The following is a 14,959-nucleotide window of genomic DNA, read 5'->3' as shown; positions in this document are numbered from 1 at the left end:
ATCGCGAGTGTCAGCTGAACTCGGGGCTGTCTCCTTCGGCAGCCGGGCACTTGCAAATAGAATGCAGAGCTAGTTAGAGGACGCCACCGCGGCATGGATCGCGCTAGTTTCGCCGCATCCAACACCCCGCATGTGAGCGTTCACACCGGCGGCTTGCACCCGTTAACCATAGAAATTGGCACATCTCGCTACACCCGCCGCAGGCGTGAGTCCTTTCCGGCGATCCCCTTAGGCAACAACAGACCCCGGTTGGGACAGCCGACGTTCCCGTCCCGCTAAGTGGATCGAATGCGTTGCCGATTGCGCAAAATTGCTGCGCAGAGGCCGATATTGCCCGTGTTAGGGTGTGGGCAATGCGTTCATTGCAGAGCGACGATTATAGTTAGGAATCGCATGGTATACGCATATTCAGCCGGGGTTGGCATTATCGCCGCTCTGACAGGCATGGTGCAGCAATTTGTTGGCTTTCGCGATGCCGAATTTGCTGAATCGCGATATCTGCTACCCAGCGCAACCTCCATCAGCGGAGATGGTGCAGCTGTCTTGGCTACCAGTGGCGTGTTCGCAGCCAATCGCGTTGACCCAAAAGGTTTTTGTCGAGACGGTCGACTTCTTGCCGAATTATCCGATGAGAATAATGGAGCATTCGCAGGACCCAGCATCATTCTGCGGGCACTAACCATTGTTGATGGAGTAGAATTAACAATGGGATTCGGCCAGCCCAACGCCGGCGATGATTTCAAATCAGGTCACGATCAGTTTGCCGCCATTCACGAGGAATTAGCGTCGACTTTTCCCGATGCCCGGTGGCGCGGTGACGCCGCTCTGGCATACGCCGACGCCGTCAAGAGGCTACAGATATGGTCGCAGGAAATGGCCTTGCTAGATTCCAAGTTGGCGGCATGCGTCGAGAACCACGCGGATCAACTAATTCATTTCCGATTCGCCATGGGAATACTGAAAGATTTACTTGCCGCCGCTTACATTATCGAGCTTTCCACGATGGGGGCGTGGCCGGGTGGCAGTTTCGCAATCATGGTCGTTTTGCTCGCCATGACCATCGTGCTGTGTGCTACCGCTGGCCTCTTATCCTTCTCTGACTTATGCGGAAAAAAGGCCGACGCTTTGGCCGCCGAGTATCGACTGCTGAGTGGAGAAGCCGACGCGCATCCGGCCGAACCGGGCAACTTTGATTCAGCTGGTGTCATACCGATCAGCCTTTCTATTGAGGATGTGCCGGTCCACTTCATTTCAGATGCCTCGACACCGCCAAATTCTGCAAGTATCGCCGTTTCAGCCAGTAGTCCCGCTGACAAGCGCGCCGGCACCCGCGCAACAGAGGGCGGGGGTGGGCATCACGAGCCAGACGCTCACGTCTCGGCGATGTGCACGCCCCCTGAGCCACTAGTGGCGTATGGACCAGTTGAGGTAGTGTCCGCCGGGCAAGTCGCAGACCTGGACCGGCATTCGAACAAGCGGGCGTTTCGCGCTGATCAGCCCCAGCGACAGCCACACGGGTCTGCCTCGGTCCGCGGCGCCGCCCAAGAGGCGCCAGATGAAGCAAAGAGAGCTGCCTCGGCCAGCGACTACGTCGCAGCCGGCTGGCACGCAGGGACTGGCGCGCCCGGCGACTCCGCGCCGTGGGCAATTACGTTCGCGAGTCCGGAGATGCGCCATGACTCGCTGGCACTTTCCGAGCATTAAGTAGCGGTTTGCGCGCCACCAGACCTAACGTCTTAAATTAAACCGAGCCCTGTACTAGCTCGATTTTGATGCACTGAACGAACTGCATGGCGAAGCGCGGTTACGGGACTATGTTCGCCGTTTTCAACCTGCAGCACCCGCAGCGTTCGTGCCTATACCTTCCACTCTCCAACCACGGCAACTGAGCACGTGTCCCCGCATCGAATGCGTTGACGAGTACACGCTATCGGTGCGCAAAGGTCGATATAATCCGTGTTAAAGTTTGGTCATTGCGTTCAATCTCGAGCAAGAATGGTGAAGGAATCGCGTGGTCTATGCATTTTCGGCCGGAGCTGGCATTATCGCGGCTCTCGCAGGTATGGCGCAGCAATTTGTCGGCTTTCGCGACGCCGAATTTGCCGATTCGAAATATCTCCTACCGAGCGCAACATCCATCAGCGGGGACGGAGCGACCGTCTTGGCTAGCGGTGGGGTGTTCATAACCAATCGTCTTGATCCAACCGGTTCTTGCCGAAACGATCAGCTTCTTGCCAACTTGGGCGACGACGAGAGTATGGCATTCTCCGGTGCGAGTATCATTTTGTATGCTCTGTACATCGTTGACGAGTTGCAGCTAACAATGGGATTTGGCCAGCCCGACGCAGGTGATAAAGTCAAAACGGGCCACGATCAGTTTATCGCCATGTACGAAGAATTGGCGTCGGCTGTTCCCGATGCTCGGTGGCAAAGTGACGCCGCTCAAGCCTATACCGATGCCGTCCAGCAGCTCCGATCACAATCGCAGAACATGGCCTTGTTAGATTCTAGGCTGGCGGAATGCGTCGAGAAGCACGCAGATCACTTACTACAATTCCGATTCGCCATGGGAATATTGAAAGACTTGCTTGCCGCAGCCTACATCCTCGAATTGTCTATGATACCGTGCGACCCGGCTACTTGCCTGAGTCCCGGTTGGACAGCGGGTGCTTTCGCAGTAATCGTTGCCTCCCTTGGCATTACCGTCGCTGCAGCGATTACTGGCCTGGTTGGCACCTGCTCTGGCGGTTATGCGGAGAAGGTCGACGCTGTGACGGCCGAATATCGACCGTTGGGTGCACAAGCCGCGCCTGCGGCCCAGCCGAGCCAGCGCGATTCAGCTGCTGTCGCACCGATCAGCCTGACCGTAGAGGATGCGCCGATCCGCTTTGTGTCAGATGTCTCGGCCCCGCCAAATTCTCCAAGTATCGCCGTTTTAGCTGGCAGTTCCACTGACCAACGCGACGGCGCCAGCGCAACAGATGGCAGAGATGGGCCTCACGAGCCCTACCCGAACGGGCCGACGCCATCCACCCTCCCTTGGGCGCTCATGGTGCCCAGTCCACTCGGCGTGGCGCCCTCCGGGCAAGTCGCAAACCTGGAGCGGCTTTTCACCAACAGGGCTTTTCGCGCTGATCAGATCCAGGGACAGCAACACGCGTTCGCATCGATCCCCAGCCCCGTCGAGCCGGCAGCAGGTGAAACAAAGAGAGCAACGTCGGGCGGCGACACCAAGGGCGCCGGGGTGGCCCGGGCAGCAGGGACTCCTTCGCGTGGCGACGCCGCACCCTGGGCCGTTACGTCCGCGGTTCCGGAGATGCGCGACTCGTTGGCACTTTCCAACGTTGAGTGACGCGTTTCCGGTCGTTTTATTTTGGTCGTCTGCCGCTATATTCCGCGCGCTGATGATTGCGGTATGGCAGCGATCGACCTCGTCTCCCTAGAGGCGCGACACCTACGGGTGGAACCAATCCGAACGACGGTCTTCTTAACCCGCCGCGACAAGCGTTGGGTGCTTTGTCCCCGCGGACTCAGGAGAGGGCTGCGCCCATCGGGTGATTGCTTCGATGGGAACGCGCTGCCCACCTGCCAACACCGTGCCTTCGTGAGCCGCGTCGACCTCAAGCGGCTGCGGCTCAACGGCTTCCGAATCTGGCATCTGCCGCCGCCCGGCGCGCCCAGCCGCCGCGTCGACGCGTGTTCCGGCATCTCGCTGCCAGATGATCGCGCCTGCCCGCGCCTCAGCCGGTTCGGTCACCACCAAGCCTCCTGTGGTCACGTCCTGGCCGGAACAGCCGTAATCGCGCGCGCTCACCGCGTCAACCATCGTGGGCGGCTCGACCACACCACCGGCCTCGCCGCTGCCCGCAACGTCATCCGCCGCGCGGCAGTGCCCATCCCTTGAGCCCGCAACTGCAGACTCCGCTACCGCTCCAACACCAGCTGGAGCCGATATCACCGCAGCTGCAGACGTCCGGTACTCCTCCGCAAGTTGGTTGACGTTTACGGCTGTTTGATGCGACGCCCAGACTGATTCCGCTGCGATGAAAACCACAGCCGCAGCACTCAGACAAGCCGCGATAGCAGCGAACCAGCGGCCCAACTCAATGCAGGCGGTTGCTTCGAAGGCTGCTGCGATGGGGATGGCGGCGACCAGCAGATCCTTGAGTATCCCGAGGGCCAGGCGCTTTTGGGTGACATCCTGGGCTTGAGACTGCATCAGAGTTGCCAGCTTTTTGTCAAGTGCAGCTACGGCTTCCACCTGCTTCTGCAGCGCCGCATCCGACAACTTATAAGCTTGCGCCGCAGCGCCCTGCCAACGGTCATCGGGAACCGCTGAACCAAGTTGACGAGACAACGCGGTGAACTGTGCAGCACCCGCCGTGAACTCGTCGCCCTCCGCGGGAATCAGGAAGCCCCACGACGTGCTACACGCATCAACGACGCTAATGGCCCACAGGACAATTTCAACTGAATTGCGCCTGAATTCTGCTACCTCGTCCACAAACTCGGGGGTAGGAACGCCTCCAACAAATTCTTTCCTAAACCGCCGCTCCCCGACAAAGGTCACCGCGCTGGCTTCCGCGGACTTCTCCGTATACCGGCGGGCCAAGTGGCCCACTGGTACGGCAAACAGAATCCCTGCGTTAGTGCCGCATGCCGCAGAATACTCACCGGAGAATTTAGGCTCCGACCCCGTATAGCCAAACTGAGAACCCACGTTGCCGAGGGCAAACAAAATACGGCCGGCATCGACTAACAACGACATCAAAAACCCCGTTCGAGATAGCGGACTGCGGGCCCCAGCGCCTGAGTGCCACTTTAAACATCGCCAGAATTACTTGCCGTGCGCCAATGTCGAGTGCTTTCATCGCTGCACCCTAGGGCAATGTCTGGATCGCCTCGATTACCGCCGCGGAATCGCTCACCCAGCCCAGAATTCCACCCTGGGCGGTAATCATTTCAAGGCCGATTCGGTGAAAATTTCGGGAGTAGGAGCCGACGCAGTCGGAGACGACGAGGCACTCAAAACCCCGGTCATTGGCCTCTCGGGTGGTGGCGTGGACGCACACTTCAGTAGTCACTCCGGTGATCAACAATTGGCTGATACCGCCGAGCCGCAGAATGCCTTCTAATTCAGTTGCGTAAAACGCACCCTTGCCAGGTTTGTCGATCACAACTTCACCGTCGATCGGCGCAAGTTGGTCGATGATGTCGTGCCCGTACTCGCCCCTGATCAGAATGCGTCCGTACTTTCCGACGTCGCCAATGCGTTTGGTCGGCGCCCCGCGATTGAGCTTGGCTGGTGGACAATCTGACAGGTCCGGCTGATGGCCTTCGCGGGTGTGGACCACTAACATTCCTGCCGATCGAGCTGCGTCGATAAGCACCGACAGGGGGGCCACTACCTCTGACAGCTCATTCACTTTATTGCCCAGACTCTCGCCGAATCCACCCGGCAGAAGGAAATCCCGTTGCATATCGATCACTAGGAGTGCAGTCTCGCCGGCCACTAGCCGGAACGGGGAGGGTTCGGCCGCCAGGGTGACCGGCGTCCTCATGCCGGCTCCTCAGACACGGCGCTGAGGCGTCGACCGTTTTGGGCACCACGGGTTTCACCCAAGGTCTGGGCAGCCAGTTCGAGCACGGTGTCGTCGCTGAGCGCTCCACCCAGGAACATGGCACTGCAGGGGCGTGCATCGTCGGTCATGCCAACCGGCACCGCCACGCCCACCAAGTCCAACAGATTTCCGAAGTGGGTGTAGTGCCCCAGCATCGTGTTGGTTTCTACAGGCTGGGCAAGCACCTGGTCGATGGTGAACGTGGTACCCACCGTCGGCACCACCAGCACGTCCATCCGCTGCCACAGCTGAGAAACCATTGCTTTGAGGTGTTGAAGTTGTTGGAGCGCGGCAAACGCGTCGACCGCCGAATACTTGTGCCCGCCCGCAAGAATATCGCGTACCACCGGATGGATTGAATTTGGTTGTGCGTCAAGAAAATCGCCGAACTCCACCAATCGCTCAGCTACCCACGGGCCCTGGTAGAGCAATGATCCGGCGGCCAGAAATGGCTCCAAGGACACATCGACAATCTCGTTCTGCATGACTAGCCGGTCGCGGAACTCTAAATGCGCCCGGCGCATGCTGGCGTCGCCGAAGAACTCAAGCTCGGTAATTGGGGGCAAACCCACCCGGATACCGGCACCATGAAAGGTCGGGCCGCGCTCCCGCGACCAGGGATCATCTGGGTCTCGGAGGGCCATTGCGTTGAATACGCGATCGACGTCATCGATGCAGCCCGCCATGACGCTGATGCAGTCTAACGATTTACACGCCGGCACCAAGCCCACTGTGCTGAATAGGCCCCGCGATGGCTTGAAACCGATCACTCCATTGAGTGCTGCAGGAACTCGGCCAGAACCGGCTGTGTCGGTGGCTACAGCGAACGGAACCTGACCCAGTGCCACCGCGCGCGCCGAGCCCGAGCTGGATCCACCGGAAATCATTCCGCCGCCATAGACGCTTTGCGGAACTGAATAAGGCGTCCGAGTACCGGTCAACCCGGTGGCGAACTGATCGAGGTTGGTTTTCCCGACATACAGCGCGCCTGCTGAAAGGAGTCGGCGGATTACGGGCGCGGTGCGCGTCGCCTCGTAGGAGTAATCGGGACACGACAGCGTAGTAGGAACGCCTGCCACGTCGATGCTGTCCTTGACTCCAAATGGCACCCCATAGAGCGGCAAATTCGTTGCGTTGCGACGGTTTTCGAGTGCCGCGGCGGCCTCCAATAACTGATCCTTCGGCACCGTTGAAATCCACGTGCCATCGTCTCCGCAGGCCGCAATTGCGTCGGCGACCCGCGCCGCAGTCTGGACCGGCGACCCGCTGCCGTCCGCATGCCAGGACAGGATCTGAGCCACCGACGGCCCAATCGACGGCCCGTTTTCACGTTCAATCCGCGTCAAGATCACGCTCTCCTCATCATCAGCACAGCCACGCTCGTCAACTGCTTAATCGAGGGTCTCTCGGCAAAGCGAACGCTTCGGCAGCTAAGTATAAGTACGCTGCCGAGGCTGCGATCGCACCAATTTCTTCCCCTCCTCCACGCGCGCGTGAAGCCCCGGCGTTCATCCATTTCCGCCTCTTTCTCCTCCAATCGCCCGCGTCTGCTGCTTTGCGGCTCGTCGCAGTGATTCGGTTCAGGCGCTGGCACCCCGCGGGATTGCGGAGCTTCAAACCGCGAGGCCGTGCAGCGTGCCCGGCCGAACGCGAAAAACTGCTGCACGGAGGCGATTTGACCCATGTTAGAGTTGGAACGATTCGTTCAGCGCAGAGCGACGAAGACGAGTGGCCGTAGCGGATGTATGTATATTCAACCGGCGGATTGGCGCCATCGCAGCTATTGCAGGGTCGGTGCAATAATCGCCCGTGGATGGCACCGAGTTTGCCGATCTATGGTAGCGAGCGGCAAAGGTCGCCAGCCGATCGCGTTGATCCAGCCCACTTCTGGGCTAATTAAATTGTCTAGGTTCTAGAGCTGGCGGATTCGCAGGTTCTAGCAGCTAATGGTTGACGCATTAGCATCGCTAATACTGGTCAACCATGGGATTCAGTCCTTAGCTCGCCCATAGAGTCGACCTTAAGAGCGTAAGCGTTTTAGCAGTTTATACGAATACCGAATCGTCCATTCCTGGCTGTTTGCGGCCGCAGAAATGTGTGCGGAAGTTGCCACGGCGGCCGCAGGCGCAATCACACAACACCAGGTCGACTGCATGCGTTGAACAGCTGGTGGACTACTGGCCAGAGAAAGCCTGACGGACAGGCGGGCCGGGCCACGCTGGAAATCGATTTTAGCTGACTCCAATCGCCCCGCGTCAGCGGTGGAGTAGCCAGCAGGAAATATACCCTATCCCTCGGCGGGCAATAATTCGTCGAACCCTCGGCTTCGCTGCTGGCGACTAACGAATAGCCGAACTCTTATCTGTCAGTGACCGAACGTCCCCCAAAATTCCTGCATCTACCTGTCGATACGCTGAGATACGCTTAGCAGGGCAGCAGATCGCTAAAGGACTGCACGAACAACACCGACCCGAGGATAAATGGAGTGCAGAGGGGGATAAATGCGAACGCCACCGAAATTTTTCAGCAACTTAGGGTCGCAACCCGCGATGAGTCCTGACTCGCTCCACTCACACGTAGCACCAAAGAAGGCACCGGACGACACCACGTTGGCATGGAACCTCACCGCCGCAGCACGGCCATACGTCAGCAAAATCGAGATGCATCGGCTCCATATTGCTATCGGCATTGGTGAGACATTTGAGGCTATCGATACGCTCGTAACAACTATTGCACTCAAGCGAATCCCGGTCAGCACAGCGTTAGCGGCTACCGTCGGAACCTGGCTGGATTGTTATGCAGGTCAACCCGCAACACCGGCTCTCCGAATCCATCATGCGGCAATGAGGACTTTTCGAATCGATGATTCGCATCGGCCGCCAAATTAAAGCGCCCCACCTTTGATGCGGTTGCGAACGTTGATTCTCCGGGGACCAGGTTGTTCGCATCATCCTGAAGATGCACGACGCGGCGTTCGCGCCCCATGCGGCGGCAGCGATTCACCGTTTTCGGCGAGGTGTACGACATACGCACAGCCAGTATCCCCGCCCCCCTGCGTGCGTCAAGCACAGGTTCGAATACATCCATCCGTCGAACCCGGGCTCCTCTCAGGAGAAACCCAGTGCGTTACGAGAGATCACCGTCTTTCGTTTCAGGTAAAAGATACGTCGACATCAGGCTTATCAGTACGAGGATTGCCAGCATCAGACCGATCGGCCAACTTCCGAATGCCACGAACAGAATATTCGCCACTAATGGCGGAAGTGCGCCGCCCACTATACCGCCAAGATTGTAGGCAAGACCTGCGCCGGTATAGCGGTAACGGGTGGGGAAAATTTCCGGAAGGAATGTGCTCAGAGGTCCATAGATTATGCCAAGGATAGCGTAGGTGCCGGCGATGCCGACCGCAAACAAGGCGGGCGCACCCGTATTGAGCAGGGGCATCAGCGCAAATGACCAAGGGAACGCCAAGACGAGTCCGCAGATAATCACGCACCGCCGCCCTAGTCCGTCGCAGACGCTGGCCGACACAGCGGTGAACACCATCAGCGCCAGTCCGCCAAGAATACCCGCTGCAAAAAGAAGTATGCGGGGATGGCCGAGCACGGTATGTGCGTACGACATCAAATAGGTGCCTGCTGTGAATCCCAGTGCATATGGGGCGAACATAACGGCGGAGGCGAGAATGACGTGCCGCCGCTCGTTCCCTATTAAATCCCTCAGTGGAGCCCGCCCCGCACGATCAGTGTTGCGTCGCTTTTCCGCAAGGAATGCCGGTGTTTCGACTATGTTGCACCGCACGTACAACGCGACCGCCACCAGCACGGCGGAAAATAAGAAAGGCAGGCGCCACTCCCAAGCCAGGAAATTTGACCGGCCGTCCCCTTCTGCGGCAATCATGAAGAATACGGCATTGCCAAGGACTGTACCGGCGCCGATTCCGAGCTGGGTGAACATCCCGTATCTACCCCGCCGGCCGACAGGGGCACACTCGGCGCTCAGCAGTGCCGCACCAGCCCATTCACCGCCCACCGCAAATCCCTGGAGCAGCCTCATCACGACCAGAAGCAGAGGCGCCGCAATCCCGATCGAACCGGCTGACGGCACCAGACCCACAGCAACGGTCGAGACACCCATGATCAGCAGAGTGGCCACCAGAGTCTTTTTGCGCCCGATCAGGTCGCCGAAATGCCCGAAGAAGGCAGCACCAAGCGGGCGTGAGATGAACGCCGCCGCGAACATCCCGAGCGCGAATAGTGTCGCGACACTAGGCGACTGGCTCGGAAAGAACACCTTCGGAAAAACCAACGCCGCGGCAGTGCTATATACGAGGAAATCGTAATATTCAATAGCGGTGCCGAAGAAGCTGGCGAACGCGACTCGGACCATCGGCCGGGTTTCGCTGCTCGCGCTGGACTCTCGGCGGTGTTGCCGCATGGGTGCGCATTCAATAGCGGTGGTTTGTCGTTGCAATTCCCGGGTCAAGCGTGTGGGCCGCTCAGACGCTATTTCCGGATCGCTAGACCCCGTGACGTCATCGCCGATGTTTCTGCCCACGCTTTTGTTCAGTCCGACTAGATGATCGCGAACTAGCATGCAAATTAGAACACCCGTGCGCCGAATCTGACCGTTGCTTGTACTGCACTTGGTCGTGCATTCGACGCCTGGGCATTCCTCAATTGCGCGTACGACATCAGGCGCATACCTACGTGTGGGACGGTCGCCACGGCACACCGCCACAGCAATTTAATCGATCAGGTTCTGCGATCTAATGGCTGAGTCGCGGCCCGCATTCGCGCACACGGTAGACCGGCGTCACCTTACGCCTACCGGACTTGCCCTACGGATTTCTGGATGGTGCAATCAGCGATCAACCACCTGATTGTCGATGTTTTCGCCGGACTGTTCATCGGTTCCCTCATAAGCCTTCGCGGCCTTACGCAAATCTGCGGCGAGCTCTTCTGACTTCTTTTTCATCCGCTCGCCTGCGGCTTTGCGAGCCTCCGCGGCATTCGTGATCGCCACATTGGAGGGGCCACTGACCACGCCGTGAGTTACCCAGAGGGAGGTTTTGATGTCGTCAGCCGCCGCCGCCGCAACGCCAGCCATCCGCGCGGCCTCATCCTGCTTCTTGGCCAGTTCTTCCAAGTACTGCGGGTCGACATTCAAATCAGACATGTTGTCTCCTTCATTGGTGATTGCGCTGACGCTGTGTTTACTGCCTAAACATTCAGCTTCATTTAGTTAAAGAACGGCACAAATGAGGATCGACTAAGAGCTGGTAACCGCTGAGCCCTAAGGAGAGGCGCCGCGCTGTTGGCAACGCCTCCCGCATTACACATTGGTAAGTCCCCAAAAATAGCTGATTTGCGCCACCCACATGGAGCTGAACGTACGGGATTAAGCCTAACATCGGTCACGGTGTACCCCCTGCGGCAATTTTCGACGCCGTTTGCATCGTGGGAGGTCCCGATGGCCTCTGAGATGATGGCCGCGGCGCGAGTGTTGAGAATGGCCTGAACGTCGACTTGGCGTCGGTGCTGCCCACACGGAAATGCTTGGGTCGGTGCGACCGGCGCGATCGTCAAGTCCGACTCCGGGGAGCACACGACGGTAGGTGGTGCGCCAGAGTCGGGACATGGCGTCAGACGGATAGCCGGTTGAATGCCACCGACCTAGCTAAAAATCGGCGAACCTAAGCCCGTGTAAGGCTATCCCGATTGCAATTTGCGGAGCCTTAGCGACAGCATGGATAACTGACTCAATTTGTCGATGCGGTATGCGCGCCGGCCAACCCCGACCCGGGTCGCAGCGCGGTGGACGCGTGGTCAAGCATGTGCATCTGCCCTAAACGACGCGGCGGGCGAGACCGTTGGAGATTACTCTCTAGGAACCGTGCAGGAGAGCTCGTCACTGTGACCGTCGCACGGACCCCGGCTCTTCCTGCGACCGATCGGAGCTGCCCTGCGCTAGGCCCGCGGGTATCGCAGACCCACTACCCGCGTGCCGGCCAGCGCCTTCGGCGAAGTCGCTCGTTGCATCCGTGTCCGCTGCGTCGGGTCCGGTCGGCGGGGCGTCCTTGGCGGCAGCATCATCGGCCGGCGTTGCGCTGCCCGGCCCTCGCTGACCCATAGAGATGATCTGTTGCAGCTGACTGGACGCCTGGTTGGTCATGTTCAGGGGTTGCGAGGCATACCCGGAGGCTTTCGCCACCTGCCCCGACCACTGCGTCACCTGAGCTAGTGACGGCACCGCTGCCCCAGCGGCAGCCGGCGTTGTCGACTCAGCGATCGCGCCTGCCCCCGCATTTTGTTTCTGGTCGGCAGTTTCTGCTCCCGACGCAGGTCCGTGAGCCGCACCGCTGGCCTGCGTCGTTGCCCCGGCCCCCCGCAGCATGCTGGGCGCAACCTCGAAGCTTGACACTGCGGACTCTGATTCGACGGACGGCCCGGCAGGCACGAACGCGTCTGACTTACCGTCGGCCGGGGTCAGGCTACGATAACGATCTGCCAGGGCATTCGCGTCGATGGCCTGCATGCCCGACATGCTCGTCAGAATGGCTACCAGGGTCCCGGCTGCTGCCACCCCAAGCAGCGCGGCCATGCCCGCGAATGCGTACGCTGTCTCAGGCCTGGCCATTTTCCTCATGACTTGCTCAATAACGTAAGCGGTGGCCAGAAGATCTTTATCCACGCCGAGACCCAAGCGAGTGTGGTGAATCCAACTTGCCTGAGCGGCGACAATGGCTGCAAGACTGCCGTCCAAATCAGCTGTAATTCGTCCGCTGTCGCGCAGCATTGCATCTTTCGTTAGATAGGCCTCCGACGCTTTGCCCTGCCAACGCTGATCCGGGAACGTAGCCTCTACTTGCACCGCGAATGCGGCGAACTGCTCAGATCCACGCGTGAACGCATCGCCATCATTCGGCGTTCCGTATCCCGTTGCAAGTTCCAGTAGTTCAACAACTGTCAAAGCATGCAGGATCGGACTCGTCACTTCTTCAATTTTGGCGTTGAGCCGCTTTTGTATCTTTTTATTAAGGGCCGGGTAGTTGTCCGCGCCTAAGTCAGCCACTTTACGGCGTAAGTCGAAAAATTTGTAACCCTGGTAAATAGACGCACCAACAGCGAAGGAGTCACCAGCCATGTTCGTCGCCCGTGAGGCAATGTACTCGGCGCCGTAGTCGCCATCGCCGAGACCAGCAAGGTCCACGCCAAAGCTGCCGCCAGCAGCGCCTAGAGCTGCCAAGGTCGTGAGGACCTGCGCCGCGTCAGTAAATACAGACATTTGAGTTTCCTCGCTTCAGCACTAAGCCAATTTGCCCGACGGAGAAACCGCCCAGACACTCTTTCGAGCCTAACACCAGCCGAACAGCCTTAACGCAGTAGTTTTGTGGGGGATCGCTTCTTCGGTAGATGTCCGTCAGCAAAATCATTTTCTCGGTTTGACGTCACCGCCTCCAGCAGAGTTTGCGATGCGTCTCGGCCACTACCAGGGGATTTGTGGATGAGGTCCGCCAAGAGGCTCCATGCACAGCAGCGGCCAGCGAAGCCCTCTATGGGTTGAACCGCTCCGTGATCAGATCCACACGCGGCGAGCATGTCATGACATCGTCACTAGGCCGCTACGGCCAGTGCGCCGCGGTTGTGTCAGAGAATCCGCCGATCGTGCCGCGAGGTCGGCGCACCCATTTGCGCGTGCCAAAGCGGTCCAGACGCTGATAAAGTATTTGCGTCGAGGCACGTTACCTCGAGCACTTCAGCAGCAGGCTCTTACACAAGCGGGGGTTCACAACGAATGCATTGGGCAGCGGACGCCGCGAGGATAATTGCGAACTTGTCCGGCCTGGCTCAGCAATTTGTCGGGGTTCGAGATTTCCGCACCAACACTGAATTCGCCGGTGCGAGTGCGTCCAGCATGGCCGGTGATGTGGTGGCGCCGGTTAATTCCATTTATCTCAGGCGGGCCGTCCCGCGTCTGATGACGAAGTATTTTAGCTCTAACCAAATCACTAGAGTATCGATGCGCCTCAAATCGCCAAATGGTACTGCTGCCATACAGAGCGCCCATTTTATTCTCTGGGCAATCACCGTCGTTGACCTCATGGAGTTGACAACCGGCTTTGGGTTCCCAGTCGAGGGCGAGAATTTTGAAGGTGGAAAGGATCGAGTCGCCGAGTTATGCGGGCAGTTGAGGTCCGCTACTTTAAACCAACGCTGGGAAGGCGTCGCGGCAGAAGCCCACTCAGCGCGCGCCTTGGATTTAAACGACTGCACGCAAAAGTTGTTGATGATAAACGCCGAGCTGGCGGCTATCGCGAAGAATCAGGCTGAGTGGGTGATTCACAGCAGGTCAGGCCTGGGGGCGGTGAAAGACCTGCTAGCTACCGCTTACGTCCTTGACGTGGCGGTTCTGTTCCTGCCTCCTCCGGCGGGCCCGATCCCGGCGCGGATATTCGCCATCGCTGTTTGTACGCTCGGCCTCAGCGCGGCGACAGCCATGCTCAGCATGCTCCTGACTTACTCCGTCCTGAACGCAGAGAAGGCGGACTTGTTGGTGCCCGGGTACGTCGAAGTGTCGGCAAGAATGGACTCAGCAGGCACACCGGCCCAGCCACCGGTAGGCGCTGGCACGCAGCGGAGCGTCGACAGCTTCGACGCCAACTACGACACTCCCGCGGAAGACCTGACATCGACCGCGCCCACAATGGCTGGCGCATCCAGCGCTGCGGCGGACGAACGTACGCCGACCGCACTGTCGAGCACTGGCGAGCTGGGACCGGATGGCACGGCCGCGGAACCCGCGGAACCAGGGACGCAGGACCGTCCGCTGCTGACCATGCCCGCTTTGACCGCGATAGCTCAACACCGGCGCGAGCGTGGTACGGATCGCACAAACTATGCGTCTCAGCAGCGAGATGGGGTCAGCGAGATTGCAGGGCGCCGATATGAAGCCTCGTCAGCACACACGTACGCGTTGGCCGCACGAACCGCCGAGGAGACCGCAGCCGATGCGAATGCGCCGGATAGCGCGAATACGGGGGCGATCAAAGCATTGGGCGCACAAGTTAGCGATTGCTCCGTCCCTCCGCTAGCGACTAACAGTCGTCGTGCTGAGGCGATCATCCAGTTGCTCTGACACACAACCCTACCGATTAGATCGGCTAACTTAAACGTGACCCAATGAGCGTAGAGACCCCACTGCCCCGCCAACCCCTGGGTTGCAGGGGCACGTTGGATCCGAACCCGACTTTTTGACCTAGTTTTTGCCGCATTCCGCTACTGTGCGCCCCTGTTAAAATTATCGGAATGGACGCGCCCGCCGAGGGGGTTGCGCGG

General features: G+C 59.2%; 9 protein-coding genes. 3 read left to right on the top strand and 6 right to left on the bottom strand.

The window, feature by feature from the left end:
* Nucleotides 1-393 precede the first annotated feature (393 nt).
* On the top strand, nt 394-1,704 hold the full coding sequence (locus tag ACZY1I_RS26380) for an EspA/EspE family type VII secretion system effector (RefSeq protein WP_463759399.1): 1,311 nt from the start codon (nt 394-396) through the stop codon (nt 1,702-1,704).
* A gap of 307 nt (nt 1,705-2,011) precedes the next feature.
* Nucleotides 2,012-3,352 carry an EspA/EspE family type VII secretion system effector gene (locus ACZY1I_RS26375; protein WP_463759396.1) on the top strand — a complete coding sequence of 447 codons (1,341 nt, stop codon included), beginning with the start codon at nt 2,012-2,014 and terminating at the stop codon, nt 3,350-3,352.
* Between the two features lie 135 nt (nt 3,353-3,487).
* On the opposite strand, the gene ACZY1I_RS26370 is transcribed toward ACZY1I_RS26375, so the two are convergent.
* From ACZY1I_RS26370 to ACZY1I_RS26345, 6 genes are all read right to left on the bottom strand, one after another.
* Complete coding sequence (locus tag ACZY1I_RS26370; RefSeq protein ID WP_463759393.1) at nt 3,488-4,768, bottom strand: EspA/EspE family type VII secretion system effector; 1,281 nt, start codon at nt 4,766-4,768, stop codon at nt 3,488-3,490.
* Nucleotides 4,769-4,880: 112 nt separating this feature from the next.
* Complete coding sequence (locus tag ACZY1I_RS26365; protein WP_463759389.1) at nt 4,881-5,561, bottom strand: cysteine hydrolase family protein; 681 nt, start codon at nt 5,559-5,561, stop codon at nt 4,881-4,883.
* Entirely contained in the window at nt 5,558-6,958 is a 1,401-nt protein-coding gene (locus ACZY1I_RS26360) for an allophanate hydrolase (protein WP_463759896.1), read from the bottom strand. Before ACZY1I_RS26360 ends, ACZY1I_RS26365 begins: the two co-directional genes overlap by 4 nt.
* A 1,789-nt stretch (nt 6,959-8,747) precedes the next feature.
* A complete protein-coding gene (locus ACZY1I_RS26355; protein WP_463759387.1) occupies nt 8,748-10,010 on the bottom strand; it encodes an MFS transporter in 1,263 nt (420 codons plus the stop codon).
* A gap of 474 nt (nt 10,011-10,484) precedes the next feature.
* Entirely contained in the window at nt 10,485-10,799 is a 315-nt protein-coding gene (locus ACZY1I_RS26350; RefSeq protein WP_463759385.1) for an ESX-1 secretion-associated protein, read from the bottom strand.
* A gap of 732 nt (nt 10,800-11,531) precedes the next feature.
* Complete coding sequence (locus ACZY1I_RS26345; protein ID WP_463759383.1) at nt 11,532-12,908, bottom strand: EspA/EspE family type VII secretion system effector; 1,377 nt, start codon at nt 12,906-12,908, stop codon at nt 11,532-11,534.
* 549 nt (nt 12,909-13,457) lie between these two features.
* Between ACZY1I_RS26345 and ACZY1I_RS26340 the strand changes: the two genes are divergently transcribed.
* A complete protein-coding gene (locus ACZY1I_RS26340) occupies nt 13,458-14,759 on the top strand; it encodes an EspA/EspE family type VII secretion system effector (protein ID WP_463759381.1) in 1,302 nt (433 codons plus the stop codon).
* Nucleotides 14,760-14,959: the final 200 nt, after the last annotated feature.

The sequence above is a fragment of the Mycobacterium sp. IDUB_37 genome, from assembly GCF_055419245.1.
The sequence above is the reverse complement of the archived record's forward strand: the minus strand, read 5'-3'. Positions and strand labels throughout refer to the sequence as shown.

Coding starts and splice junctions, on each gene's coding strand:
- ACZY1I_RS26355 (WP_463759387.1), bottom strand. CDS start 10,010: ATGGTCCGAGTCGCGTTCGCCAGCTTCTTCGGCACCGCTATTGAATAT.
- ACZY1I_RS26365 (WP_463759389.1), bottom strand. CDS start 5,561: ATGAGGACGCCGGTCACCCTGGCGGCCGAACCCTCCCCGTTCCGGCTA.
- ACZY1I_RS26350 (WP_463759385.1), bottom strand. CDS start 10,799: ATGTCTGATTTGAATGTCGACCCGCAGTACTTGGAAGAACTGGCCAAG.
- ACZY1I_RS26345 (WP_463759383.1), bottom strand. CDS start 12,908: ATGTCTGTATTTACTGACGCGGCGCAGGTCCTCACGACCTTGGCAGCT.
- ACZY1I_RS26370 (WP_463759393.1), bottom strand. CDS start 4,768: ATGTCGTTGTTAGTCGATGCCGGCCGTATTTTGTTTGCCCTCGGCAAC.
- ACZY1I_RS26380 (WP_463759399.1), top strand. CDS start 394: ATGGTATACGCATATTCAGCCGGGGTTGGCATTATCGCCGCTCTGACA.